Source organism: Paenibacillus taichungensis, from assembly GCF_047302525.1.
GTDB classification, from domain to species: domain Bacteria; phylum Bacillota; class Bacilli; order Paenibacillales; family Paenibacillaceae; genus Paenibacillus; species Paenibacillus taichungensis_B.
Genome location: NZ_CP168020.1, coordinates 5,756,195 through 5,781,105 on the forward strand (window position 1 = coordinate 5,756,195; position 24,911 = coordinate 5,781,105).

Here is a 24,911-nt window from a genome sequence, read left to right on the forward strand (position 1 = left end):
CCCATTCTCTTTTCTAAACAATATTGTGTTAACTCATTTCAATATATTATCATTTTCATTCATCCATCTATTACTTATAATCACAATATACATTCATTCATAGGAGGAAACAACAAATGAATTCAGATCGAAAACTGCGCTGGGGAATTCTTGGTAGCGCTAGCATTGCCGTAGGATCCGTTATTCCAGGTTTGCAGCAATCCGAGTTGAATGAAGTGACTGCCATTGCTAGTCGAGATGAAGAAAAAGCAAAACAAACTGCTGAGAAACTCGGCATTCCTCAAGCTTATGGCAGCTATGAAGCTTTGCTTGCTGACGATTCCATTGATGCGGTCTACATCCCGCTTCCGAACCATCTGCACCGGGAGTGGACACTCCGTGCCGCAGAAGCTGGTAAACATATTTTGTGTGAGAAACCACTGGCACTGACGGAGCAGGAAGCTCAGGAAATGGTGCAAGCCTGCGAAGACGCTGGTGTGCATCTCGCTGAAGCTCTCATGTACCGACATCATCCACGTTATGATCAGATTAAAGATATTATCGCCAGCGGAGAAATTGGTGAGATCCGCGGCATTCATAGTACATTTTCGTTCAACAGTTCAGGCTCAACAGGTAATGTTCGCTTTCGGCGTGATTGGGGCGGCGGCGCGCTGTATGATATCGGCTGTTATTCCATCAGTGCAGCACGCTTGATACTTGGCCAAGAGCCTTCGGCGGCAACCGTCATTGGCATGTTCTCCCCTGAACATGATCATGTGGATATGATGGCTTCCGGCTTGCTTGAGTTCGACAATCATATTGGCGTCACCTTTGACAGCAGCATGTGGGCAGCCTTCCGCAACACACTGGAGGTACTTGGAACGGATGGCATCATTGAGGTTCCTTCTGCCTTTATCAGCAATCGGGATCGCAGCTCCAACTTCTTCGTAACTGTTGACGGTGAGCGTAAGGAGATTGAAGTCCCTCAGGTCAATCACTACTCCCTCCAGGGCGACGATATGGCACGAGCTGTGCTTCAAGGTAAAGCTCTGCGCTTTGATCCATCCGATGCTATAGCCAATATGAAAGTACTCGAAGCTTGTCTTCGTTCAGCAGAAGAACGTACACGTATTACACTATAAGAAGAGAGGATGAACTGAATTATGGAATACATTGAAATTGCTGGTGCAGGAAAACCTATTTCCCGATTGATTAAAGGAACCGATTATTTTTACCATGATTCCTATGAAAAAGCAGCTACGAACATGGATGCATTCCTGGCGATTGGCGGTAATACCGTTGACTCCGCGCATATTTATTGTGGCGGGCAAAGTGAAGAAGTGCTCGGACGTTATATGCAGGAACGGGGTAACCGTAACGAGATCGTTATTTTGACCAAAGGTGCGCATCATGACCAGAACGGCCCACGTGTTAATGCTGATGCTATCCGCAGTGACCTTCTTACCAGTCTGGAGCGGCTTCAAACGGAACATGTGGAGCTCTATGCCCTGCATCGGGATGATCCAAACATCCCTGTTGGCGCGATTCTCGAAGCGTTGAATGAACATATTGAATCCGGCAAAATCGGCGCGATCGGAGCCTCCAACTGGACCTGGCAGCGGCTGGAGGAAGCTAACGCATATGCTGCTGCTAACGGTCTGAAAGGTTTTACATTCAGCAGTCCGAATCTCAGTCTCGCCAAAGCGAACGAACCGTTCTGGGCCGGCTGTGTATCGGCAGACGAAGAAACACTGGCATGGCATGAACGCACTAAGCTTCCTTTGCTGTCCTGGTCATCCCAGGCTCGTGGCTTCTTTACCGGACGATTCACACCTGAAGTTCGGGACAATGAAGATCTGGTTCGTGTGTTTTACAGTGACGGTAACTGGGAACGTTTGCACCGTGCTGAACAATTGGCCGAGTCGAAAAAGACTTCCCCCATCCAGATTGCTCTCGCTTATGTATTGAATCAGCCGTTTCCAACCTGTGCGTTGATAGGTGCCCAGAATCAGGCAGAATTGCTCTCCTGTGACGAAGGATCACGTATCACCCTATCTCCTGAAGAAGTAGCATGGCTGGATCTCGGCAGTGATGTGAAGCCTAGTATCTAATACAGATATATACGCTTTGAATCAAGTTTAAAGATTAAGGGACTGACTCTTCCGCGATATAGCGGAGTAGTCAGTCCTTTTTGGAATGCCAGCTAACCATTCAACCATTGTAGCCATGCCGCAGGCAGGATCAATAATCGCTTTTCGCTAGGACCAGCATATCGCCAAACTTCGGGTCCAGACTTGTCCTCTATTGCGGATTCTACCAATCTGGATGCCATGAAAAAGTAATAAAAAGAGACTACCCACCAGAAATATTTCTCTGGAGGTAAGCCCCTTTTTAATATGAGATAGTCACACTAATTAAAGTAATGACGATGATATCGTTACGATTACAGCTTCACGATCTGACCAGTCTTCTCGGATTCAAATGCTGCCAGAATCACTTGCAGGGAACGCAGACCTTCTTCACCGGAAATGCTTGGAGGTGTTTGCGTTACAATCGACTCCACAAAAGCGTCAATAACGCCGCTTGGTACTTGTTTCTCGTTGGTAGACATTGCGCCAACTTTGTATGTTTCAACCGTACCGTTAGTCAGCTCAACGATAACCTCGTCTCCTTCTACCGTTCCGATCTTCATCACACCATTTTCACACCACAGAACCGTACTGTTATCTCCTGCTCTGTATTGTGTCCAGCTCGCTACCAGCGTACCGATTGCACCGCTCTTCATGCGAAGCAGGCAAGTTGCGTTATCGTCCACTTTGGTATTTTCCTTGTGCAGTGTGCTGATGAAACCAGCAACTTCGGATACTTCATCATCCAGCAAATAACGGATAAAGTCCGATTTGTGCACGCCCAGGTCACCCATGGCTCCCATAATCGCTTCTTCTTTGCGGAAGAACCAGCTTTCTGCACCGTCTACGCTCCAGCCTTCCGGACCTGGATGACCAAAGGAAGTACGGAAATTCAGGACTTTACCGAGTTTGCCGGAGTCCAGAATTTCTTTGGCTTTTACGTGTGGAGGCATCAAACGTTGGTTGTGTCCAACCATCAGATACACACCGTTTTTCTTGGCAGCTTCAATCATTTGCTCGCCTTCTTCGGTTGTAACCGCCATCGGTTTTTCCACCAGTACATGCTTACCGGCATTTGCAGCAGCAATGGCCATCGAGGCATGCAGGTAGTTCGGCGTACAAACGCTGACTGCATCCACTTCTTCGCTTGCAAGCAATTCTTCGTAGCTAGAGTAAGCTTTACCGCCGTAAGTTTCGGCCATCTTCTCCGCACGCTCCACGATCGGATCGGCAAAAGCGACAAGTTCTACGTTCTCATTGGCAGCGTACTCTGGAATATGTCTGCGCTCGGCAATGGCTCCACAGCCGAATACAGCAACTTTAATTTTACTCATGTACAAATGTCTCCTTTGACAAATAAATTAGAATTGGTTCAAGTAATTCTGCTTCAGCCAGTTATGGCTGTTGGCTACGCTTTCAAGCGGTGGATTCTGGCAAACGTCCTGTTCCACGATCAGCCATTCTACACCTGCACTTGTAGCCGCTTCAATAACAGCTGGCAGATTAACCGAACCTTGTCCCAGTTCCAATGTCTTCATCTGGCCCTGTTCGTCTTTGCTGAAGTCTTTCAAGTGCAGCAACGGCAGACGACCTGCATATTTGTTGATATACTCAATCGGATTTTGTCCGGCAAATTGTACCCAACATACGTCCATTTCCACTTGAACCGCTTCAGGTGTCGTTTGAACAAACATCGCATCAAAGGCATTTTCGTCGCCAACCTGACCGTGGAATTCAAAATCATGGTTATGATAACCGAAGATCAGACCTTGTTTGGTCGCTTCTGCACCGTATTGTTGCAATTCGTTGAACAGTTTGGTCCAGCCTTCTGCATTCTCTGGACGATCTTCAGGCATCAGGTAAGGGCAGATCATATATTGAGCCCCAATTGTTTTGAGGTAGTCGATTTGTTGTTGCAAATCTTCACGCATGGCATGTAATGAAACGTGACTGCTGAAACCTTTCAGTCCAAGCTCATCCAATAGCGCTTTCATTTCTTCGGCAGGAATGTCACCATATCCGGCGAATTCGACACCTTCATAACCAAGCTCTGCTACCTTGCGCAAAGTTCCACGGAAATCTGCTGCAGTTTCATCACGGAGTGTAAACAATTGCAAACCAATATTAAGTTTTTTCATAATAGATGCACCTCTGCTCTCAAATTTGCTTTCATTGCTCTATCTGGTATCATCCTAACGCAAAACAGGCTAGAATGAACATATACAATATCGTCAGAACATGAACTATCTGATCAAATTTTTAAATTTGGAGGATTACATCTTTTGGAAACCTCAGTACTGATCTGTGACTATTCCTATCACTATAAGGCGTTTAACCATAATATGAAGGGCGAGTTGCAGACTTATCTGTTCCGTCTGCAAACCGAAGGCTCTTGCAAGGTATATGTGCAGGATGAAGAATTTAAGATGACTGGCGGCGATTTATTACTGCTTAAACCCGGAGATGACTATCATCTCGTGGTAGAAGAACCTCATAAGGAGGGCAGGTTATCCAGCGGAGACTATTATTTGTTCTGTGAAGGGGAATGGATTGATAGCTGGTGGAAGCGTCACCATCGATCCACGGTGAGCCACATCGGGCTGGATGATAAATTGGTCAGTCTCTGGCGCAGTATGCTCCTGGAGAAACGTCGTGGACCGCTGGAGGAAAATATAGAACTGAGTGATGCACTGCTGCGCGGTTTGTGTCTGTATATCGATCGGGCCATCAAGGAGAATATCCAGACGGATCGTTCTGTTTCCTCGACACTGAAGCTGAAACGATTCATTGAAGAGCATGCTACCGTCACCTTCAAACTCGAAGAAGCCGCCCGCTACGCAGGACTAAGCCTGTCTCGTGCGGTGCGATTGTTCAAGGAGCACTATGGCCAAACAATGATCCAGTATGCGATTGAGATTCGGCTGAACGCTGCCTTAGAGCGTATGAAGTACAGTGATATGACTCTAGAGCATATTGCCGAAACATGCGGTTTTGCAAGCTATTCCTATTTTCACCGGGTATTCCGATCCCACTTTGGAATGTCCCCAGCTGAATATCTCAAATCCCAGGCTCATCAATCCATTGATCTGGAGCATTTATAAGTGTAGTTGTGGCTCGATCCTCTTCCTTCTTCATAATGAAAGCAGCTGATTTTCAATCGGCTGCTTTCTTTCAAAAAAACCTCTTGTAGTTCCCATGACTTCACGAAAACAAACCTGTATAGTTAAAATATAGTATTCTTACAGATTCATACATAGGTCAATCTTATACTATACCACTCTATTATCTGGAGAGATTTCAATGGAAACAAAACGTAAAATCTTAATTATCGAAGACGAACATGATATTTCGCGCATTTTGCGAGACTATTTGACCAAAAATCAGTATGAAGCCGCAGTGGCCAGCAATGGACAAGACGGGTTGAAAATGATGGACATGTTGCAGCCGGATTATATTATTCTGGACATCATGCTTCCGGATATGGACGGGATCGATGTATGCCGGGAAATTCGCCGGAGAAATAACATTCCCATTCTCATATTGAGTGCACGGGGCAGTGATACAGACAAGGTGCTCGGTCTGGGATTCGGGGCGGATGACTATATGACCAAACCCTTCTCGCTGAGCGAATTACTCGCACGAATTAATGCCCACTTTAGACGATATGACAGTATAGCTTTAGCGAGCGAGCGGGACAGAACACATATGCTACGTCTGGCTAACCTGGAAATTGACAAGAAAGCCTATAAAGTCACCCTAGACGGTAAAGAGGTTTCTCTCTCCGCCAAGGAATTCGAGCTGCTGCATTATCTGGCGAGCAACAAAAATCAGGTCTTCTCCAAGTCCCAATTGCTCGATGCGATCTGGGGATATGCTGCATACGGGGATGAAAATACGGTTACCGTGTATATTCGCAGACTGAGAGAAAAAATTGAGACGGACCCCTCCCATCCGTCTGTTCTAAAGACCGTCTGGGGCGTTGGATACAAATTCAATCATGAATAGGCAAAGATTGGAGGAGGCAACATGTCACTGAACACCTGGTCCGCACGATGGCTTAGAACGTCATTCATCCTCCTGTTTATTCTGATCGGATCCAGTCTGGTTCTATTTCTTAATTTGCTTGAAAACCGAAATTTGACTGATTCTAAACTGTCCATCCAGCAAGTTCGTCTCCGGGTTAACCCCGTCCTGCTCAACCTGGAGCAGAACAATCATCTACTGCAGGAACCAAGAGTTCGAGATAACCTTCTTTCCATCGTAAAGGAAAACGGGGTCGAGCTGTCCTATATCGGATTGGATGGGACTATATTGCTGTCCTCTTCTCCCACCTCCGAAGGAAAACAAGTCAATCTGCGATCAGCCCTGCATTATGATCTGAATCATGCCGTACAGGCCACGAACGGAAACGTTTCGCTTAACATCGCTTTCCCTGTTATGGCTGGTCCCGAAGGAAGCCAGATTGGCAATGCCATCTTCACGATCCCTAAGGCAATGGTTATGGTCAAAGAAACTGTGATATTCCCTTTCTTTATTTTGGGCGCGCTCTTGGTCACTTCCATGATTCTTGGCATTTATCTGGTGTTGATGAAGAGAAAATTTAAGACACAGCTGCTCTCCCCCATTCATCAGTTGAAGCAACATGCCGAATTCATTCTCAAAGGAAAATATAGTGAACCGATACAGTGTAACCGCATGGATGAGATGAGCGAACTATACGCCATGTTTGATCTGATGCGTACAGAAATCATGCATTTAAGCGAACTTCGTATCCGGCAGGAAACTGCGCAAAAAGAACTCATTACCAATATTTCTCATGATATCAAAACACCGATTACAACAGTAAAAGCCTACATAGAAGCTATTCTGGAAGGAATATGCTCCGATAAAGAAACTCTGATGGAGTATATGAAAGTCATGCAGACCAATACGGACAAAACAGCCCGTCTTGTCGAGGACCTGCTTGTTCATGCATTGCAGGAGCTGGGGCAGATTTCTGTGGAGCCTTATGAAGTATATAGCAGCCCCGCCTTTGAGCGTATGTTACAACCGATTGGACATGTTGTTCTAACCAGTGGAATGATCTATGAAGCACCCAAAAACATTCCAAATGTATTAATCCAGATGGACCCTATTCGAATTGAACAAGTCATTTCCAATCTAGTCTCAAACGCTCTTAAGCATACTTCTCCGGGAGACGCCATTCGTATAAATGTAGAGCTGGAAGCCGACCAACTCAATGTTACAATCGCTGATTTAGGTCAGGGAATACGTGCACAGGACATGCCCTTTGTTTTTGAACGTTATTTTAAAGGCCAGACTTCCTGGTCAAACAGAAACGCTCACGAAGGGACAGGCCTAGGTTTGTCTATCTGCAAAAGCATTATTGAGGCGCACGGAGGACATATCTCCTTTTCAAGCAAAGAAGGACAGGGTACAATCTTTCAGTTTAATCTCCCGATCTGCTGAGCGAATAAGAGACCCAGTCTGGCCATATGGTGCCTGTAATACTTTATTCATAATTTGATAAGGCTTCATCAATATCCCTCCTTTAGAATGAACCCTATATTACAATCGGGAGTGATCATACGTGGCGAAAAAAACCATCATTCGTGCACAGAATCTGTGCAAGACGTACAATACAGGCAGTGAACAATATCATGCCATTCGCAACGTCGATCTTGATATTTATGAAGGAGACTTCACGGTCATTATGGGTAATTCTGGATCCGGCAAATCAACCTTGTTGTATCTAATGAGCGGGCTTGACCATGTGACGGCTGGCGAAGTCTATTTCCAGAATCAACGTATTGATTCCTATAGTGAACGGGAAATGTCCGACTTCCGTATTCGCAGGATCGGATATATCTATCAGAGCATCAACCTGGTCCCCGACCTTTCTATTAAAGAAAATATCGCTTTGCCGGGGTATATTGCCGGAACTAAGAAAAACGAAGTACAAACAAGAACCGCTCAACTAATGAATGCCATGGATATTGACGGTCAGCGTAATCGACTTCCTTCTCAAACTTCGGGAGGCCAGCAGCAAAGAGCTGCCATTGCACGTGCTCTCATCAATTCTCCTGATATCCTCTTTGCAGATGAACCTACTGGAAGCTTGAATTATGAACATGGAAATGCCGTGTTGGATATCCTGACGGATATCAATCGAAAAGGACAATCCGTTGTCATGGTTACACATGATATCAAGGCAGCCTGTCGGGCAGATCGGCTTATTTTCATCCGAGATGGCAAGGTGGGTGGTATTATGAAGTTTGATAAATATGACGAACATCAGATCCAGGATCGGGAATCGATGGTTTTCGCTTTTGTGTCGGGGAAGGAGTAATCTATGGCTGCCGTGCTGAAACTGAGCCTCTCCTACCTGAGCAGAAGTAAAGTCCAAAACCTGTTCATCGCTCTGCTGATTCTTCTTTCTACACTCCTTGTATCTACGGCGGTCATCATCCTGACCAACACAGGTAATCAATTTAAAGATATGCATGATCAAACCAATGGATCTCACCAAATTCTGACGTTTGAGAAAGGGTTGAATGATCCCAACGATGTACATCAATGGTGGGCTGCTCAGGAAGGAATCGAAGTATCTCCATTACTGACCTATCGCACATTGTCAGGCATCGCCTTTAAGGGTACGGATATTCCCAACGTTTATCTTTACATGCTTAACACCCCTCCACCCCCATGGGGTGTGGATGAACTCATTTTTCTAAACGAAACTTCAAGCGCTCTTCCCGAGCAAGGTACGGTCTGGATTCCCACTTCATTGGCGAATGCCTACAATATCTCGGCAGGAGATACAATAGGTTTCAAGACAGGTTCCGGCACACTTGATCTGAGGGTATCCGGCATTGTGGTCGATGTGCCATATGGAGCCCCCTTCACCAACACAGCACGAGTATGGATGAATCCCACAGATTATCAAACTGATTTCGATTCAATCGCGGGTAAAGACACTTATATGATGGGCATCCATTTCGACGATTACAGCACCAATTCAAGCCATTGGGAACGTTATGCGAGCGAGATGGGCACTCCTTTCCTGGAAACCAAGATGGAATTCGAGAGCATCTCCTCTTTCTATCTGATCATCAACCAGATTATTGGATTCATCATGATATTCCTAGGTATTATTATGCTTGTAATCGCCCTTATTACCATCGGCTTTACGATTTCGGATGCCATTCTGGCCAACTATAAAACGATCGGCATTCTCAAATCCCTGGGCCTCACTTCAAGCAGAACCATAGGTACATATGTTATTCAGTACTCTTTACTATCCGTTGTTGCCATTCTCCCAGGCCTCGCACTGAGTGTGGTAATATCCAAATTTATCATTAATATCTCCGTGTCTTCCCTTCAGGTAGGCAATCGTCATATTGCGATCAACGGAATTAGTGAAGCCATGTTAGTAGGTGTGTCTCAGTTTGTACTAGTGATATTGTTCGTCGTTCTGTATGCCAAGAAAGCACGCAGCATCCAGCCGGTGCAGGCCATCCGCTATGGAATGTCAGAGGCGGATAATACCCGTATAGCAAACCGAATAAATTCGCCATTAGGTAACTGGGTCGGTTTTGCGCGATTGCCTGTAGCCGTGGTCATCGGAATCCGCAATTTGATCAAGAACACCAGAAGTTCTGTTTTGATGCTGCTGCTGACCACAATGGCTTCCTCCGTACTGGTGCTGGGGTATGTTCTATTGACCAGCATCACTGGAATTTATCAGACTGCCGCCCAATGGGGGTATGACACTGCCAATATCGCAGCTGTAGTTGTTAACAAAAATACATTTCCCCAGGCTGAGCTGAAGCAAGCGTTAGGAAAGGATTTGAGGATTAGAAATGTGGGTTGGCAAGGAAACATTACCGGAGTAGTTAGTCCGGAGTCTTCATCAGAAATGCAAGGCCAATCCACCAGCCTATATCTGAGTGTACTCGACGGAAGTTATCAGGAGTTTGGGTTTGAGACGCTAAAAGGAGATAATCCTCGTCAAGCGAATGAAGTTGCCATTGGTGTAAGTGTCGCTAAGACATTAAATAAAGAACTCGGTGACCTCATAGATCTTTACATTGAGGGAGAAAAACGCACATTCATCATCACCGGAATCTATCAGGCGATCGCGAACATGTCCGTATCAGGGCGGATTACCATCGATGCCATGAGAACGGTGAACCCTTCTTACGGTGATTTCGATGCCATTTTCATCAACTTAAAAGATCCAGCGCAAGCAGATACGATTGCAGGGGAATTAAATGAGCAATTCAAAGCTTCCGCTTCAGTCGTAACCCAAAAGACACTGCTCGATTCGGTCTATGCAGAAGCCGCTGACATCCTCATCTATCCCATGAGCTTGATTGGGCTATTGTTTATCCTTGCTACATTCATCATTATTTTCAGTACCTGCCGAATCAGTATCCGTAAAGAGAGCAGAACGTACGGAATCTACAAATCCATTGGCATGACCTCCCGTCGTATTCGATTGTCGGTTGCCATGGGAATAACGATTTTGTCTGCCATTGGAGCGATACTGGGTACCGCAGTAGGTGTGTATGTACTACCTATGCTACTTGAGACGGTCCTTTCTGGATATGGCATCGTACATCTTCCGCTTATTTTAAATTGGGGAGGCATTATTCTGTTCGCTTGCCTAAGCATTGGCGCAGCAGCTCTTGGCTCCTGGTTCTCATCAAGAATTATTCGTGAAGCATCCCCACGTATGTTGGTCATTGAATAACGTAGGCAAAAGAATAACATTCCAAGAGGGGGAATTCGGACTTCCCCCTCATTTTTTTAATCCGTCGATGAACCGGAATCTTTAATATTCAACTTCACATCATATGTCACAGGAATTTGACTAAACGTTTCATCCCAATCTTTTTTCACTTTTTTCCACACCTTCGGATATTTGATCCGTAACTGCTCTCCGAATCCGGCTACTTCCACCCGATAGGTGTTCTGCATTTTGCTCATCACCTGCTGTATTTGTTCTTTGACCGTATCAGCAAACTGTACCTCCAGATCCTGAATGTACTTATCCGTTGAAGGGATCTCTGGAGAACTCCAATCTTCCATGAGTTGGCCCTCTGATTCAATCTTTACATGAAAAGAAATGTTATTGCCTTGGATTATTGGAGTAATCTTACTCTTGGTAGACTTGATTTCATACGTTACCGTATGTCCCTTAGGATGAGCGTACGATTTCACAGCTCCTTCTTGGGCCTCCCCTGTGATCCAGGACAATCCTTCAACCTCAATTTGGTTAAAGGAGCCGATCCACTTTTTCGTTTCTCCTTTATAGATCTCTGCCCCTGAAAATTTATGTTCCCCCTCAGCTGTAAGGACATTCTGCAGCAAAAAGCTTGCTCCTGATTGCATCTTCCCGTCAAGTTTCGCAAGAGATACAGGTGGAAGGATCTTATTGGAACGGTAGGAGTTAGCCACCACTCCCTTTAAATAAAAGGCTGGGATTTCCCCAGGCTCTATGGAGCTAAGAGCTTCTAGGGCTGTTCCATGGCTCACCAGAACAAGGGAACTGGGACGGATATCATTATCTCGCAAAATAAAATCAAGCAGCTGCTCCAGGCTATATTTCTTGGTCAACTCATGGGAAACAACAATGACTTTTAAATGATGACCAATGAGCGGACGGTCTCTTCTTAGAGCAAACTGACGAAAGATCTGAAACAGGGAATCTCCGGTTAAACTTTCATTCAAAAAAGACTGCCCCACGGAAGCACCGGCACTTTTTTGAGTTTCCTGTTTGGGCCCAATCCGTGGAACGATCTGTACTGTAGCTGTAAAATTGTTATTTTTGGGATAATGACCTCCTTGTTCATTAATACTCTTTTCAAATTTTGATTCATCAGCTACGTCCAATCCTAAACCCACATAAACACTTAGATCCTCGATTTCTTTACTGCTCCAACACCCTGAAGTAAACACTAGCAGCAACAACGTAAACAAAATGGTTAATTGCCTTCTGAACCTGCTCAATTGTACTTTCCTCCTTTTTTTCGGATCATACTCAACAGCAGAAGCAAAAGTGGTAAAATACCAAACAAATAAATGGAAACATTTCCGACAGCATCGCCTAGCTTAAACGTGTCGTTCGCATTCTCTGGTAGCATAGCAATGATATAAATAATGGGAAGCAAAATGATCATAAATGGCAGAAGCTTTTTCTTGAACAATTGTGAACATCCGAGAGAAGCAGCGTAATGGGTAATGGTAGAAGTAGAGAAAATCTGCATAATCCAGATAACCAGCAACAAGGATTCGAATCGTTCAAAGACCAAACCTTCAATTTCAAAGCTGCGCATTAAGTCAAGGGTTGGCCACGTTCTTGTTTTCATACCTTCAATGGATAAGCTGCCAATGACCATAACCAAGGTGATCAAGTAGATGCCCATAGGAATAAGGATTCCCCAGACCATTGCCTTCTTTCCCTTTTCCGGATTTCTCATAAAAGCCATAACTACAAACATGATTTCATAACCTGTATACGCAAGAGTCGTAGGCTTAAGTCCTTTAATAACAGGCATAATCCCCTCTCCCAGCACAGGTCTCAAATTATTGATTTCAAACAGATCGCTGCTCAGAAAAATGGCCAGCACAAAAAGAATTAGCGTAATGGGCAAAATGATCTCATACAAGCGAGCCATGGAGTTGACACCGCCTGAGATCAGATAAAATCCGACCCACATAAACACCATGACAATGGCCCACACCGGAGTTCCCTCCAATAAATATAATCCGGTGACATCAGCCATCACCCTGATTTCAAAAGCAGAGATGATAATGAAATAGACGATGATCGTAACTCCCAGAACATAAGCAATCCATTTTCCTGTAATTTCCTCAGTGAATTGGAAAACGGTCTTCCCTGGAAATCGTCGGCACAGAGTCACCAGGATTATACCCATCAACATAACTAACAGACCGGACAATATTATTGAAATCCATACGTCAGGCGTACCGGCAGCCGTCACCGTGGTTCGAGGAAGTGTGAGAATTCCTGCACCTAACATGTAATTAATGATAAAGATTGCGGCTTGAACTGTCGTCAGTTGGTCCTGTTTACGATTCATGGTTCACCTCCTGAATATCCATATGTCTACTTTTTGCGATCAGGGTCTTTCGGATGCATCATACTTGGACGCTGCTTCATCATTCCTAACGGTGCTCGAATAAAGAAATCTTTCCAATCCGACAGGCTGTAAGGCACAGCCGGAGTGACATAAGGTACTCCAAAGCTCTTTAACCGAACCAGATGACTGCAGAGCAACAAGAAAAACATGACTACCCCAAACAATCCATAGATCGCTGCACTGAACATTCCTATAAAGCGTAATATGCGCAGCGTTATCCCGGCACTATATGTAGGGATTGCGAACGAAGAAATGGCAGTAACTGCTACAACAATAACCAGAAACGGACTGACAATTCCGGCCTGTACTGCGGCATCCCCAATAATCAAACCACCTACGATGCCCATCGCCGGTCCAATTGGCTTGGGCAGACGAATGCCTGCTTCCCGCAAAATTTCAATGGAAGTTTCCATAATCAATGCCTCAATAATAGACGGGAAAGGCACACCTTGTCTGGTCTGAATAATGGTTAAAGCCAGCTTGGTCGGAATAAGACCCGGATGGAACGAGATAAAGGAGATATATAAAGCTGGTCCGAGCAGGGCAATCGTGGCCGCCAAGAAACGAAGCATACGCAGAAACGTCCCCGGAATCCAGCGCTCGTAATAATCTTCGGGAGATTGAAGCAGCATGCTGAAGGTCGACGGCACTATTAATGCAAATGGTGTTCCATCCAGTAAAATAGCTACACGTCCCTCTAACAACCCACTGACTACACGGTCGGGTCTCTCTGTATTCTGAACCTGTTGGAAAGGGCTCAGCTCATCATCTTCAATCAGTTGTTCCACATAACCGGATTCCAGCATGATATCCATGTCAAGGTTCTGGACTCGTTTTTCCACCTCGCTGACAAGATCGGCATTGGCAATATCTTCAATATACGCAATAACCAGATCTCTCTTGACCCTAGTGCCCACCTGATGTTTGGTCATAAACAAGGCATTGTTGCCTCCGAATTGCCGTAGTATTCCGGTATTATCGCTTAACCGCTCGGTAAAACCGATTCTTGGCCCGCGAAGCAGTGCCTCCGATACCGGCTCTTCCAGACTGCGGCTTTTTCCCTTGGCTGAGCCAACAAGAAGAGCTCCAGTCATTCCTTCAATAAATAGAGCGTTTTTGCCGGTAAGAACCGCCCGCGCCGCTTGTTGCAACGTCTCCGCTTCCTGAACTTGACTAACAGGCAGCAGCTGACTTCTTACGTAAGCTTTGAGTTCATTTGCATCTCTCGGTTGTTCAAATATTCTCCGCTCTGTGTCGGGAACCCCCTTAATCATAAGGGGCGTGAACATGTGCGTATCGATCAGATCATGATCGACTAGCCCATCAACGTATATCACAGCCGCAGGCGTATTAGTTCCTCTTATCGTAAACTCCCGTATAAATACATCCGCATTCTGACCAAACGTTGCTTTTACACTAATCAGATCCTTAGCATAATCCCCGGTAAGCTGTATATTTGCGTAACTTCCAGTCTCTTCGTTTGAAGAAGAATTGGTCGATGCATCCTGATTTTGTTGATCTTTATTGGAAAAGGTCCCTTTCTTTAAGGATGATCGCAACCACTGGTACCCTTTCATATACAAAATCGGCAACAAAAACAATAAAAAGGCCTGTCCCCAAATAGGCCACTCCGGCAAATAAGAAAGTATTTTCGACCACATCCGGATCACCCCATTATCTAGACTTTCTTGGTAACATTGAGTATTGTTTCCCTGATTGCTCACAATAATTCCCGGTTTTTTCACAACAAAAAAAGCAGATGCCTCTATTGGCACCCGCTTCCCTACAGGGTTATGGAGTTTACCTTGTCTATACGATTTTGGTTACGTGCTGTGCCTTCTCATCCAGTAGATGTGCAGATGACGCGATGGTAGTAAAATCATTCAAAGCTACCTCGATCTGCTGCTGACTTCGCTCCACATATCCTTCAACCTTCTGTGTTCCGCCAGAAATGTTCGTAATCTCTTTCGTTATCCCATTCACACTATCCCGAATCTCATTAATGGAATTTTCGACCATGGCCGATAGTTTGCGTACTTCCTTGGCTACCACATCGAACCCGCGCCCATATTCGCCTGCATGTGCCGCTTCAATCGCAGCGTTCAGGGCCAAAAGCTGGGTCTGCGACGCAATTTCGCGAATCGTTTTAACAACTCCCTGGATAGAACGTGCCTGTTCTCGCAAATGGTTCAGTGTCGCTCGGTTGTGGGCGGAAACTTCAGATATATACGTGATACTGGACATCAGCTCACGGCTTCGCTCAATGCCGATATCAGCATGTTCGTTCAGATCATGTGACATCTTCTTCAGTTCGTTAACTACAGCTGAAATATTATTCTGACGGCTTGTAATGTTGGTAGCTATTTTGGACACACCCAATATATTCTGATTCAACTCATCATAGACGGGCATATATGTCGCCTCAAGCCATACGGGATTTCCCTTTGCATCCTTGCGTTCAACCTTGTCCTGGAAGCTGGTACCGTTAAATATACTGCTCCAAAACGCGTTATAGTCGGGGCTTTTCACGAATTCGTCGAAACAAAATTGCTCATGCTGCATGCCGTACATCTCAGCTACCGTATAGCCCATCGTCTGGGCAAAAACTTCATTCACATACGTAACCCGGCGATCCATATCGAATCGAATGATAGCCAGACTTTTCTCCATGGCCTTAATGACCAGCGCATCGGTGACAACATCTTTTTTTTCCACATCTAATATAGGCAAAGCGATCCCCACTCCCTGACTTCTTCCCATGATTAAACCGTTCTCATTCTGGCAGTTCCTGTTATAGTGCAATTATGTATCCAACTGAATAGAGACGACTCTATTATTGTATACTCCAATTGCAGTCAATTGGATCACTCCCAAATCAATTTCTAACAATTCGGTTTCGACTTTTTATACCCAATAAACTAACTGTCTAAACATTATAATTGATGAGCAAATGCTAACACAAAAAGGGGCGGATTAACCGCCCCTAATTATGGGATAACATTCCATAGTTTTGATGTTATCAGTAGTCATCTCTGTGCATTAAGCTACCTATTTCATCCTTCAGCCTCGCGGCAATTTGTCTGCGTACCGACTGCGCAGATCAGCCAGCCGTTCCAGCTTGGACAGCGCACGGTCCTTCTGCATCAATCCCACCGCCAGCACCAGCTGCTCCATTAACAGGAGCGGAGTAACCATGGAATGAAATTCGCCAAGCTCCCCTCTGCTGACGTAAAAAGATACCTCCGTCGCCAAGCCATATAACAAGTCTTCCCGATCTGTTACAAGTACGGCTTTGCTGCCTGTATCTCTGGCATAATCCAGAATGACTTCTGCTTCAGGCAAGAGTCTTGTAAAACACATCAGCAGCACAACATCCTCCCGTTGCACGTGCATCAGTGATTCCAATAATTCATGACCACCTCCGGCGAGGTGGATGACCGTCAATCCGAATCGGGACAGCCGAAAGGACAATAATTCCGCCAAACCAGCGGAGGGCCCTGGAGCATATACATATGCTCTTCGTGCTTCTGCAAGGATGGCTGCTGCGTGCTCCAGATCTCCCTGCTTCATATGAGACAACGTCTCCTGCAAATGGCTGACAGAGGCCTCCAGTAACTGAACGGGAAGGCTGTCCGTATCCATGCGGGATATGGTTTTATTTAATTTGAGGGCAGGTGTAGTGTCTTCGGATGTACGAAGCCGGATTTTGAACGCTTTGGCATTGTCATATCCAACCGCACGCCAGAAACGGGATACGGTCGCAATACTGACCCCCAGCCTGTCGGCAATCTCCTGTTCCGTCATGAACAGAATCTCTTCCGGATTACGTTCAACAAAATCAGCAATTTTCAGATGGCCTGGTGACAGCTGTTCTTTATGAGTAAACAAATTCATTCCGTATGCACTCCTTTTCTATATAAATTGAACTAAAGAATAATTACACTTGCCACTTCGATGTTGGATTCCATTTTTTCAAAGGGGAAAATCCGGGGATAAAGGCGAGGTGTATGCTTCCGATGTAGCTTTCTTTCAGAAAGCTTTTAGCTCCGCTTCTTCAGGTTATTTCTGTCCTCTACGTTCTCGTGTAAATGTTTAATTCAATTTATATAGCTCTGCACTCAGTATATCAGTTGAGAGAATAAGAAGTGGTTTATGTATGTAATATTTTTTTCATTAATTTTATAATGTGTAATAAAAATTACATTCGATTTACAAATCTCTTCTTTCCCGTTAATACTCTGCCCCTAGACTGTGGCTATGATGATCACCAACTTTCAGGGAGGTATGTATCGATGAAGAAGATGACTGAGCGTTATACGCTGACGTCTTCACAGAAAATGATGGTGTTTGTTCTTTCCATGTCACTGTACGGCTTGTCCAACATGTTCACAGAGCTTATTCCCAAGCTCCAGCTTGGACCGATTGAATTGTCTGTTGAATACTTTGCCTTCATTCCGTTAACCCTTTGCATTTTGTTCCATCCCTTGATTGCTGCCCTTGGTGCGGCTCTTGGCGAAGTGATCTTCGGTGAGCTGATGCTGGGGCAATTCGGCGGACTGGGCGAGCTGGAGAAATTCATTACCTTTTCCTTTGCCATGTATGTCGCAGGACGTATGGTCAGTGATCCTCGCAATCGCAGACAGGTTGGAGTCGCAGCTATGACAGGAGTCATCATTCATCAGTTCCTCAGTTCGCTGGTCGATATCGGTAAAGTGTGGATCGGTGTGGAGCAGCTGGAAGCAGTCCCTGGACTTGCGGAAAGCGTTGTACTGATCGAAGGGGTTGGCTTTCTAAATGACGTACTGTTCTCAGGTATCCTGTTCGCTCTGCTGCCTACGCTGTATCTCGTACCCCTGCTCTACGGCAAAATTGAACCGCTGCTCGGTATCAAACCTCGTAATCCAGGGATGAAATATGAAAGCATCGGCTTCTTCCGTCCGAAACTGGTCCTGATCGGTGTACTGCTGCTTGCGCTCGCCTTTGGTGCGGAATCCCTGTCCGAAATGGACATCAACTTCGCTGTTTGGGAGACGGACTATGCAGATCAATATGGTTCGGCTTCAATATGGATTAGTATCGGGGCTGCTGCATTGGTTGCCGTGGTGACATTACTGATCATGCGTGCTAAACGGAGCAAAAACAAAACGGTACCAGGTACGGAGAACCGCCCTTATGCATAATGAAATGTCTTCATCTACTTCTGTTTCTGCATCGAATGCCGCAATTTCCATTCAAAATGTCATCTTTACGTATCCTGGCTCGGAAGAGCCTGTCCTGAACGGAGCTTCGCTTGAACTCCCACGAGGCAGTTTTACAGCCATTATCGGGGGCAACGGTTGCGGCAAATCCACCTTGTGCAAGTTGTTCAATGGCCTCATCCCTCAATTCTACACAGGAGACTTCTCCGGTGAAGTCCATGTACTTGGCACGCCTGCCGAAGGCCGAAGTGTTGCAGACCTGTCCAGAAAGATCGGTTACGTCTATCAGGATTTCGATAACCAGCTCGTGCGGCCCACCGTCTTGGACGAGGCTTGCTTTGCACCACTCAATTACGGACTGCCCAACTATCGGGAGCTCGGTGAACGCGCACTTGCCATGTGTGGCCTGGATGCCATCCATAACCGATACATCTGGGAATTGAGTGGTGGGCAGAAACATCTGCTCGCTCTGGCCGGAGCTCTGTCGCTCGACCCGGATATCCTGATCGTGGATGAACCTGTCTCACAGCTTGACCCGCAGCATGCAAAACTCATCTATGAGTGCCTTTCGAGATTGAATACGGAATATGCCAAGACGATTATCGTCATCGAACACCATACTGAATTTATCGCCGACTTTTGCGCGGATGTGGTACTGATGGACAAAGGTCGGGTCTTGTGGAATCTTCCTGTTAGGGAAGGTTTGAATCGCATTGCGGATCTGGAGCGGCTTGGCATTCAGCCTCCTGAGGTGACACGTGCGGCTATTCAGGCTGCGGAGATATCGCAGGGACAAAAAACAAATGCTGACCCCTCAGGTTCAGGACAACGCTTCCCGATTACTGTGGAAGAAGCAAAAGTTTATTTTGCCGAGCATTACCCATCCATTCCATCCGGCTCTTTGCAAAATGAACCTTCATCCTATTCGATCTTGGCACACGACGTTCCCAATCTGATGGTGAATTCCGAGCGCCTAACGATTGCCTCCGCTGCTGAACCGTTGATCCCTATTGTACAGTTTCATCAAACCCGGCTCCGTTACAGAGGACTGGGCAAAAAAGAACATGAAGTCATTCGTGGTGTTAATATTTCACTCCATAAAGGAGAACGGATTGCCTTGATTGGCAATAATGGTGCCGGCAAATCCTCCTTGCTGAAACTGATGGCTGGCATTAGTCTGCCCCAGGAAGGCAGTGTCAGTGTTCTGGGTGAAGTTACGCACCGTTCCTCTTTGGAGCAGTTGGCGGGTAAGGTCGCCTATATTTTTCAGAACTCTTCCGAAATGTTTATCGAAGACAGTGTCCGCAAGGAAGTTGCCTATTTCCTGAAGAACCGTCGCATCCCGGAAGCTGACCAGCAAATTGCACATGTACTGGAGCGTTTCCGGCTTACACCGCTGAAAGAGCGGGATGCCCGGCTTCTCAGTGGTGGACAACAGCGGCGTGTCACACTTGCCATCGGTGCAGCCATGAAGCCTTCACTTATGCTGCTGGATGAGCCTACCGCCAATCTGGACCTCGCCACTCGCGAGGAACTGATCGGTGTGCTGGATGAGCTTGATCAGCATGTGCGAACAACCGTCATTGCAACGCATGACATGCAGTTGGTTACCCAATGGGCCAGTCGCGTTATCGTGCTTCACAATGGTCAGGTGGAAGCAGACGGCACACCTGCCGACGTGTTTGCCGATGAATCCCTTCTACGTCGCTCCGGACTTGCGCTTACACAGATCATGGAGCTCTCCCACCGGATGGGACTGCCGACACTTTCACCGACTACCGAGGCTTTTGTTGATAGTCTGTTGAATCAATCAATCACCAAGGAGGATGCCCGTCATGCAGCTTGTCCGCAACTGGTTTGACAAAATATCCATTGAACGCATTCAGCTTGAGCTGATGAATACCGTATATGGCAGCGGGCATGCCAGCCTGTCGCGGATTGATCCCCGTGCAATGCTGATCTGGTATCTCTTTTTTGCCATCGTTCCCTGGTTTGTTCATAACGGAACTGTGCTGCTCGGCATGTTTCTGTTGATGGTGACTACCACCATACTGTCCAGAGCCGCTCCCTTTATCATTATCATTCTCTGCCTGGGGTTGATCGGTCAGGTCGGGTGGATGTTTATCATCTCACTGTTCTTCGGTGGAAATCTGGAATCTGCATTCCCCCTGCTACTGCTTACCCTGAAGCTGTCGATCGTCTCGCTGGCGAGTATCACCGTCTTTTCGGGCATGGACCCGGAACGGATTGGCGATGGGTTGCTTGCGCTAGGCATGCCTGCGACGTTCTCTTTCAGCCTCTCTTATGCTTACCGCATATTACCGGTGCTGTTCGGTGAATTCCGCAACATCATGCTGTCCTACAGACTGCGGGGTCAGGTCCCCTCCCGGCACGGATGGCTCTATTGGCGGCTCGTTGTCTACTATATGAAGCTGTTCATTGTGTCTTTCTTCCCGCTAATGCTGGCTACCGCCAAACGTTCCCGCACAACCGTGGAAGCACTGGAGACACGCGGGTTCTCGTACGGCATGAAGCATCCCGAGTCCAAACGCCTGAAGCTGGCTCATCTGAAAATCACCTCACGTGACCTCGGATTTCTCGCCGGATCGGCAATCTATGTTGCACTGCTGTTCTGGCTCGGCGGGCATTACGAAATACTGTAATTCAACTCATTAACCATTCATGGAATAAAGGAGTGTCTTTTATGCGCATTGATCTTCATACTCACGGCAAATTATCCAAAAACTCTGATTTCTCAGTCGATTACTTCACCGAAATGGTCAGCGAAGCCAAAACCAGCGGGCTTGAAGCCCTCGCGCTTACCGAACATTTTAACACCCGCAACTTCTACGAGGTCTATGAGACGCTTGATCGTCTCTATCCATACAACGGAGAGTACTACGATGCAGATGGGCTGCGCATTTTTCCCGGTATGGAAGTGGATATTCAGGAGACAGGACATATTTTGCTGGTGGGTCAAAAAGAACATATCCTTGCCGTCCGCAGCGGCCTGGAACAATATACAGCCAAAGGTTCATTCATTCCTTTTGCCGAGTTGCTGGATTTGGCCGAAGCCTGGCCTCTGCTCAAAATTGGCGCACACCCTTTCCGCGAGTCCACCCAGTTGTATCAGTTGGACCGTGATTTGTTGGGACGCCTGGACGCCTTTGATCTGAACGCCAAGGATATGTACCAATACGGCATCGAGACGTGCCGCAGCCAGGTTGAACCATTCGCCCAGTCCCACGGTAAACCCGTCACTGCCGGAAGCGATACTCACCAGTGCCTGCAATACGGCAGTGTATTCAATGTGCTGGATCGTCCATGCGCATCGGTTGCCGAACTCAAAGAGCAGATTCTCGCTGGTACGTACAGCATCGAAATCTCCAACGATCTTCCTCTCCGTGTCAAAGCCTCCGTTATGCTTAAGAAAGTGATGAAACGTCTTGCCAAGCTGGACGCCGCCCGTTTAGAGAAAGTTTAGAGAACACTGCAACTTGTAAAGAATTCAAAATGAGCCCAAAGGATATACATCCTCCAGGCTCATGACGGATTCATTTTCACCTAATTAAAAATCATGCACCGTCACGCAAAGCTGAATTACGATTCCGAACGGATCACGTACAATTCCATACCCCGGACTAAACTCGTTTTGCTCATAAGGCACCAACACCGTAACCTGCTCATGCTGTACCAGCGAATTATACAGCTCTGTCATCGTATTCTTATCTTTCGATTGAATGCATAATGACGTGCTGTTTCCCAGCTGCCACGGTCGACCCGTATCCATTTCTTCCTCAGCAATCATCAATTTGTTTACCCCGATCTGGAGTACCGAATGTGTAATATATTCATCCTGCCCTTCAGGATACTCAAACCCCGGATTCATTTGCTTCATCTCTTTATAATTTTTCTTGAATAACACGTTAGCCCCCAGGTACTTCTCATAAAAAGCAATGGCTGCCGCAGCGTCTCCATTCATCGACAGAAACGGGATCACTTCTATATTCATCTGTATTGCCTCCTTCGTCCTATTGGATTACACTGTTTAATATAACGAAAAAAGGTGCCAATCCATGGCACCATTGAGAGGCTTTTTTTATGAAAAAATCAGAACGCATGAACCAGATGCTGCGCTTTATCAATCAAAAACAACACTTCACCCTGCAAGATCTCATGCAGGAGTTTCAGATATCCAAGAGAACCGCATTACGAGACATCGCGTCATTGGAGGAAATCGGCGCACCCATTTATGTCGAGTATGGACGTTATGGCGGGTATCGTTTGCTTCAGCAGATGCAGCTGCCACCCATTTCGTTTAATACGAGTGAGCTCCATGCCCTCTACTTTGCCATGCAGGCATTACGTAGCTTTACCAACCTGCCCTTTCAGATCTCTTTTCGCTCCATTCACGAGAAGTTTCTAAGTGCCCTATCCGAAAACCAGAGACAGGATATTGAACAAATCCAGCATCGGGTCTCTTTCCGACACACCGAGCAAATCCGGGATAGTGAGCATCTGGAGTTTCTATTGATGGCCGCTGTTCAGAATATAGTGATACAGATCACGTATCAACAACATATTCTCAGCAGTAGCAGTAACCCCGATAACAGCTCAAATCCCGACAAACCCAAGCCGAGCATACGTACCATTCAGCCAATCGCCCTCTATGCCATGAAAGGCTACTGGTATTGCCAGGCGTATGATCTCGATAAACAGGCGTACCGTGTGTTCCGATGTGACCGAATCACCTCATCCGAGGCGACAGACATCGAACCTATAACACATATTAATGAACTCAATCTACAGGATGCCCACTCGTTATGGAAACCATCAGAGAACGCCATCCCATTCAAATGTATGATCAATGAAGCAGGGGTTGAACTATTCCAGCAAGAACAGTTTCCATCCATGCAGCTCATCAACGAATCTGGAGAGATGACTCTTGTCGGATCGTATGAAGCCCATGAGCTTGGGTTCATCATTCGCTATCTCGCAAGCTTCGGCAAGTCCATCAAGATCATGGAGCCCGATACCTTAAAGGAATCCTTAAAACAACACTATCTGGATTTACTCGACCATGTTTAACTATCGCCACCAACTAACCACTTGATGTTTACGACCTCATCGCACATCGATATCAATCTTTTTTCGTCAAACTCTGGACTCTGACTTATCATGAACCGCTGGAGAGCTTTTTTTATTGCCTATCGCCAACTGAACTATGATTTGCAGCACGATAATTATAGCCAAACCATAGAACGCTTGAACAAAGCTGCCCGTGATATCACGGAGCCAGCCGATCGCCAGTGGACCAAGCGCGCCCAGAATGTAACCGCCCGATTGAGTCATGGCTGACCAGGCGCTGGCTTCCTGAGCGTTATTCGTCTCATCAATGGGCAGCATCAGAGCGATCGGAAACAGTCCCCCGGCACCAATGCCGAGTGGGATCGCGGCCAGCCATGGACTGACGGACAGGTTCAGCATTAAGACTCCTATTAGCTCCATTAACGCACATCCAACAAGCCAAAATACACGTCTTTGGTAACGGTGAACGAGCATTGGAATGAATAACGTAGACGGCAATGAAATCAACGTAAATAACGTTTGGATGCTGCCGGCAGTCTCTTTCGTGTATCCCTGGCTCTGGATCGCAGGCGCAAGCCATGCAGTCAATGAATAGAAGATCGCTGCCATCAGTCCGAAGAACAATGTCAGCACCCATGCTCGTATATTTTTCACTGGAAGAGCTTCAACGTTCACAGCAGAAATCTGCCCCGATTGTCGATCCTTTCGTGCTGACAAGGCTAATTTCATCCAGATCGGCAAAGCAATGACGGCAAGCAATGCCCACAGCGATAACGACCCCTTCCAGGAACCCCCCAGGAGATTTTGAAGGGGAACCGATAATCCAACACTAATGCTGGCCCCCACGACCATTGCTGTAGAGTAGAGCCCCACCATGGCAGCAACTCGCGTAGGGAAGTACTGCTTGATAAAGCTAGACAACAGTGGACCGGCCAATGCTATCCCTACACCGGATAGAAATGAAGTAAACATCATCAGAGGTGTTGCACCCACGAACAACCGCAATACCGTACCTAGTCCAATGAGGATTAAAGCCAAAACGATCGCGCCTTCATTCCCCCACCTCCTGCTTAGCTTTAAGGAAAATGGAGCGAATATACCCATACATAATACGGGAAGCGTGGTTAACAGACTTGCGGTAATTCCGCTAATACCCAGATCACTTTGTATGGTACTCATTAAGGGAGAAATGGATGTAATGGGTGGTCGCAAATTCAATGAAGCCAGAATAAGCGCCAGAAGAATATAAAACAGTTTCACTATGGATCACCTCATGTATGGTTATATAGTTGCATTCACTAATGATCCAGGCTGTAGATCTTTTTGTGGTGCAAGACTAGTATAGAAGT

21 protein-coding genes are annotated in these 24,911 nt (G+C 46.3%); 12 read left to right on the plus strand and 9 right to left on the minus strand.

The window, feature by feature from the left end:
- Positions 1 to 116: 116 nt before the first annotated feature.
- Positions 117 to 1,121, plus strand: coding sequence for a Gfo/Idh/MocA family protein (locus tag ACDJ58_RS26065; RefSeq protein WP_175381708.1), 1,005 nt, complete (start codon positions 117 to 119; stop codon positions 1,119 to 1,121).
- A gap of 21 nt (positions 1,122 to 1,142) precedes the next feature.
- Entirely contained in the window at positions 1,143 to 2,090 is a 948-nt protein-coding gene (locus ACDJ58_RS26070) for an aldo/keto reductase (protein ID WP_113055466.1), read from the plus strand.
- 332 nt (positions 2,091 to 2,422) lie between these two features.
- Here the strand turns inward: ACDJ58_RS26070 and ACDJ58_RS26075 are convergent, their stop codons facing one another.
- Positions 2,423 to 3,442, minus strand: coding sequence for a Gfo/Idh/MocA family protein (locus ACDJ58_RS26075; protein ID WP_413030587.1), 1,020 nt, complete (start codon positions 3,440 to 3,442; stop codon positions 2,423 to 2,425).
- 27 nt (positions 3,443 to 3,469) lie between these two features.
- Positions 3,470 to 4,246, minus strand: a complete 777-nt coding sequence (locus tag ACDJ58_RS26080) for a sugar phosphate isomerase/epimerase family protein (protein WP_063567070.1) — start codon at positions 4,244 to 4,246, stop codon at positions 3,470 to 3,472.
- 144 nt (positions 4,247 to 4,390) lie between these two features.
- Here ACDJ58_RS26080 and ACDJ58_RS26085 point away from each other — a divergent pair, with 144 nt between their 5' ends.
- The 5 genes from ACDJ58_RS26085 (at position 4,391) to ACDJ58_RS26105 (ending at position 10,863) form a co-directional block, all read left to right on the plus strand.
- Entirely contained in the window at positions 4,391 to 5,209 is an 819-nt protein-coding gene (locus ACDJ58_RS26085; RefSeq protein WP_076291176.1) for a helix-turn-helix domain-containing protein, read from the plus strand.
- Positions 5,210 to 5,408: 199 nt separating this feature from the next.
- Complete coding sequence (locus tag ACDJ58_RS26090) at positions 5,409 to 6,113, plus strand: response regulator transcription factor (RefSeq protein ID WP_413030589.1); 705 nt, start codon at positions 5,409 to 5,411, stop codon at positions 6,111 to 6,113.
- A 21-nt stretch (positions 6,114 to 6,134) separates the two neighbouring features.
- Positions 6,135 to 7,577, plus strand: a complete 1,443-nt coding sequence (locus ACDJ58_RS26095; protein ID WP_413373736.1) for an ATP-binding protein — start codon at positions 6,135 to 6,137, stop codon at positions 7,575 to 7,577.
- Between the two features lie 121 nt (positions 7,578 to 7,698).
- Positions 7,699 to 8,457 carry an ABC transporter ATP-binding protein gene (locus ACDJ58_RS26100; RefSeq protein WP_413030592.1) on the plus strand — a complete coding sequence of 253 codons (759 nt, stop codon included), beginning with the start codon at positions 7,699 to 7,701 and terminating at the stop codon, positions 8,455 to 8,457.
- A gap of 3 nt (positions 8,458 to 8,460) precedes the next feature.
- Positions 8,461 to 10,863 (plus strand): FtsX-like permease family protein, encoded by a 2,403-nt coding sequence (locus ACDJ58_RS26105; protein WP_413030594.1) that lies wholly within the window; start codon positions 8,461 to 8,463, stop codon positions 10,861 to 10,863.
- Between the two features lie 56 nt (positions 10,864 to 10,919).
- Here ACDJ58_RS26105 and ACDJ58_RS26110 read toward each other — a convergent pair whose 3' ends face one another.
- From ACDJ58_RS26110 to ACDJ58_RS26130, 5 genes are all read right to left on the minus strand, one after another.
- A complete protein-coding gene (locus tag ACDJ58_RS26110) occupies positions 10,920 to 12,122 on the minus strand; it encodes a Ger(x)C family spore germination protein (protein WP_413030596.1) in 1,203 nt (400 codons plus the stop codon).
- Entirely contained in the window at positions 12,119 to 13,216 is a 1,098-nt protein-coding gene (locus tag ACDJ58_RS26115; RefSeq protein WP_413373739.1) for a spore germination protein, read from the minus strand. Before ACDJ58_RS26115 ends, ACDJ58_RS26110 begins: the two co-directional genes overlap by 4 nt.
- Before the next feature lie 26 nt (positions 13,217 to 13,242).
- Positions 13,243 to 14,937 (minus strand): spore germination protein, encoded by a 1,695-nt coding sequence (locus tag ACDJ58_RS26120; protein WP_413373741.1) that lies wholly within the window; start codon positions 14,935 to 14,937, stop codon positions 13,243 to 13,245.
- Between the two features lie 148 nt (positions 14,938 to 15,085).
- Positions 15,086 to 16,036 carry a methyl-accepting chemotaxis protein gene (locus tag ACDJ58_RS26125; RefSeq protein ID WP_413373743.1) on the minus strand — a complete coding sequence of 317 codons (951 nt, stop codon included), beginning with the start codon at positions 16,034 to 16,036 and terminating at the stop codon, positions 15,086 to 15,088.
- A gap of 300 nt (positions 16,037 to 16,336) precedes the next feature.
- Complete coding sequence (locus ACDJ58_RS26130) at positions 16,337 to 17,170, minus strand: MurR/RpiR family transcriptional regulator (RefSeq protein ID WP_413030600.1); 834 nt, start codon at positions 17,168 to 17,170, stop codon at positions 16,337 to 16,339.
- Positions 17,171 to 17,568: 398 nt separating this feature from the next.
- On the opposite strand from ACDJ58_RS26130, the gene ACDJ58_RS26135 reads away from it, so the two are divergent.
- From ACDJ58_RS26135 to ACDJ58_RS26150, 4 genes are read left to right on the plus strand one after another with little or no spacing between them, the layout of a single operon-like run.
- Positions 17,569 to 18,456 carry a cell division protein FtsQ gene (locus ACDJ58_RS26135; RefSeq protein WP_413030602.1) on the plus strand — a complete coding sequence of 296 codons (888 nt, stop codon included), beginning with the start codon at positions 17,569 to 17,571 and terminating at the stop codon, positions 18,454 to 18,456.
- Positions 18,449 to 20,335, plus strand: coding sequence for an ABC transporter ATP-binding protein (locus ACDJ58_RS26140; RefSeq protein ID WP_413373746.1), 1,887 nt, complete (start codon positions 18,449 to 18,451; stop codon positions 20,333 to 20,335). Before ACDJ58_RS26135 ends, ACDJ58_RS26140 begins: the two co-directional genes overlap by 8 nt.
- The gene (locus ACDJ58_RS26145; RefSeq protein ID WP_072735608.1) at positions 20,310 to 21,137 is read left to right on the plus strand and encodes an energy-coupling factor transporter transmembrane component T family protein; all 828 of its coding nucleotides are present in this window, start codon (positions 20,310 to 20,312) and stop codon (positions 21,135 to 21,137) included. Before ACDJ58_RS26140 ends, ACDJ58_RS26145 begins: the two co-directional genes overlap by 26 nt.
- Positions 21,138 to 21,178: 41 nt before the next feature.
- Positions 21,179 to 21,958 (plus strand): PHP domain-containing protein, encoded by a 780-nt coding sequence (locus ACDJ58_RS26150; RefSeq protein WP_413373748.1) that lies wholly within the window; start codon positions 21,179 to 21,181, stop codon positions 21,956 to 21,958.
- Between the two features lie 84 nt (positions 21,959 to 22,042).
- On the opposite strand, the gene ACDJ58_RS26155 is transcribed toward ACDJ58_RS26150, so the two are convergent.
- Positions 22,043 to 22,486: a VOC family protein gene (locus ACDJ58_RS26155; RefSeq protein WP_413373750.1), complete on the minus strand. Its 444-nt coding sequence runs from the start codon at positions 22,484 to 22,486 to the stop codon at positions 22,043 to 22,045.
- Between the two features lie 89 nt (positions 22,487 to 22,575).
- Between ACDJ58_RS26155 and ACDJ58_RS26160 the strand changes: the two genes are divergently transcribed.
- Entirely contained in the window at positions 22,576 to 23,562 is a 987-nt protein-coding gene (locus ACDJ58_RS26160; protein WP_413373751.1) for a helix-turn-helix transcriptional regulator, read from the plus strand.
- A 66-nt stretch (positions 23,563 to 23,628) separates the two neighbouring features.
- Here ACDJ58_RS26160 and ACDJ58_RS26165 read toward each other — a convergent pair whose 3' ends face one another.
- A complete protein-coding gene (locus ACDJ58_RS26165) occupies positions 23,629 to 24,822 on the minus strand; it encodes a CynX/NimT family MFS transporter (RefSeq protein WP_413373753.1) in 1,194 nt (397 codons plus the stop codon).
- Positions 24,823 to 24,911 lie beyond the last annotated feature (89 nt).

What these genes read in the sequence shown, in the direction of transcription:
- ACDJ58_RS26120 (WP_413373741.1), bottom strand. Translation starts at nt 14,937, where the DNA reads ATGTGGTCGAAAATACTTTCTTATTTGCCGGAGTGGCCTATTTGGGGA.
- ACDJ58_RS26075 (WP_413030587.1), bottom strand. Translation starts at nt 3,442, where the DNA reads ATGAGTAAAATTAAAGTTGCTGTATTCGGCTGTGGAGCCATTGCCGAG.
- ACDJ58_RS26150 (WP_413373748.1), top strand. Translation starts at nt 21,179, where the DNA reads ATGCGCATTGATCTTCATACTCACGGCAAATTATCCAAAAACTCTGAT.
- ACDJ58_RS26095 (WP_413373736.1), top strand. Translation starts at nt 6,135, where the DNA reads ATGTCACTGAACACCTGGTCCGCACGATGGCTTAGAACGTCATTCATC.
- ACDJ58_RS26135 (WP_413030602.1), top strand. Translation starts at nt 17,569, where the DNA reads ATGAAGAAGATGACTGAGCGTTATACGCTGACGTCTTCACAGAAAATG.
- ACDJ58_RS26155 (WP_413373750.1), bottom strand. Translation starts at nt 22,486, where the DNA reads ATGAATATAGAAGTGATCCCGTTTCTGTCGATGAATGGAGACGCTGCG.
- ACDJ58_RS26070 (WP_113055466.1), top strand. Translation starts at nt 1,143, where the DNA reads ATGGAATACATTGAAATTGCTGGTGCAGGAAAACCTATTTCCCGATTG.
- ACDJ58_RS26065 (WP_175381708.1), top strand. Translation starts at nt 117, where the DNA reads ATGAATTCAGATCGAAAACTGCGCTGGGGAATTCTTGGTAGCGCTAGC.
- ACDJ58_RS26125 (WP_413373743.1), bottom strand. Translation starts at nt 16,036, where the DNA reads ATGGGAAGAAGTCAGGGAGTGGGGATCGCTTTGCCTATATTAGATGTG.
- ACDJ58_RS26160 (WP_413373751.1), top strand. Translation starts at nt 22,576, where the DNA reads ATGAAAAAATCAGAACGCATGAACCAGATGCTGCGCTTTATCAATCAA.
- ACDJ58_RS26140 (WP_413373746.1), top strand. Translation starts at nt 18,449, where the DNA reads ATGCATAATGAAATGTCTTCATCTACTTCTGTTTCTGCATCGAATGCC.
- ACDJ58_RS26145 (WP_072735608.1), top strand. Translation starts at nt 20,310, where the DNA reads ATGCAGCTTGTCCGCAACTGGTTTGACAAAATATCCATTGAACGCATT.
- ACDJ58_RS26090 (WP_413030589.1), top strand. Translation starts at nt 5,409, where the DNA reads ATGGAAACAAAACGTAAAATCTTAATTATCGAAGACGAACATGATATT.
- ACDJ58_RS26105 (WP_413030594.1), top strand. Translation starts at nt 8,461, where the DNA reads ATGGCTGCCGTGCTGAAACTGAGCCTCTCCTACCTGAGCAGAAGTAAA.
- ACDJ58_RS26130 (WP_413030600.1), bottom strand. Translation starts at nt 17,170, where the DNA reads ATGAATTTGTTTACTCATAAAGAACAGCTGTCACCAGGCCATCTGAAA.
- ACDJ58_RS26115 (WP_413373739.1), bottom strand. Translation starts at nt 13,216, where the DNA reads ATGAATCGTAAACAGGACCAACTGACGACAGTTCAAGCCGCAATCTTT.
- ACDJ58_RS26080 (WP_063567070.1), bottom strand. Translation starts at nt 4,246, where the DNA reads ATGAAAAAACTTAATATTGGTTTGCAATTGTTTACACTCCGTGATGAA.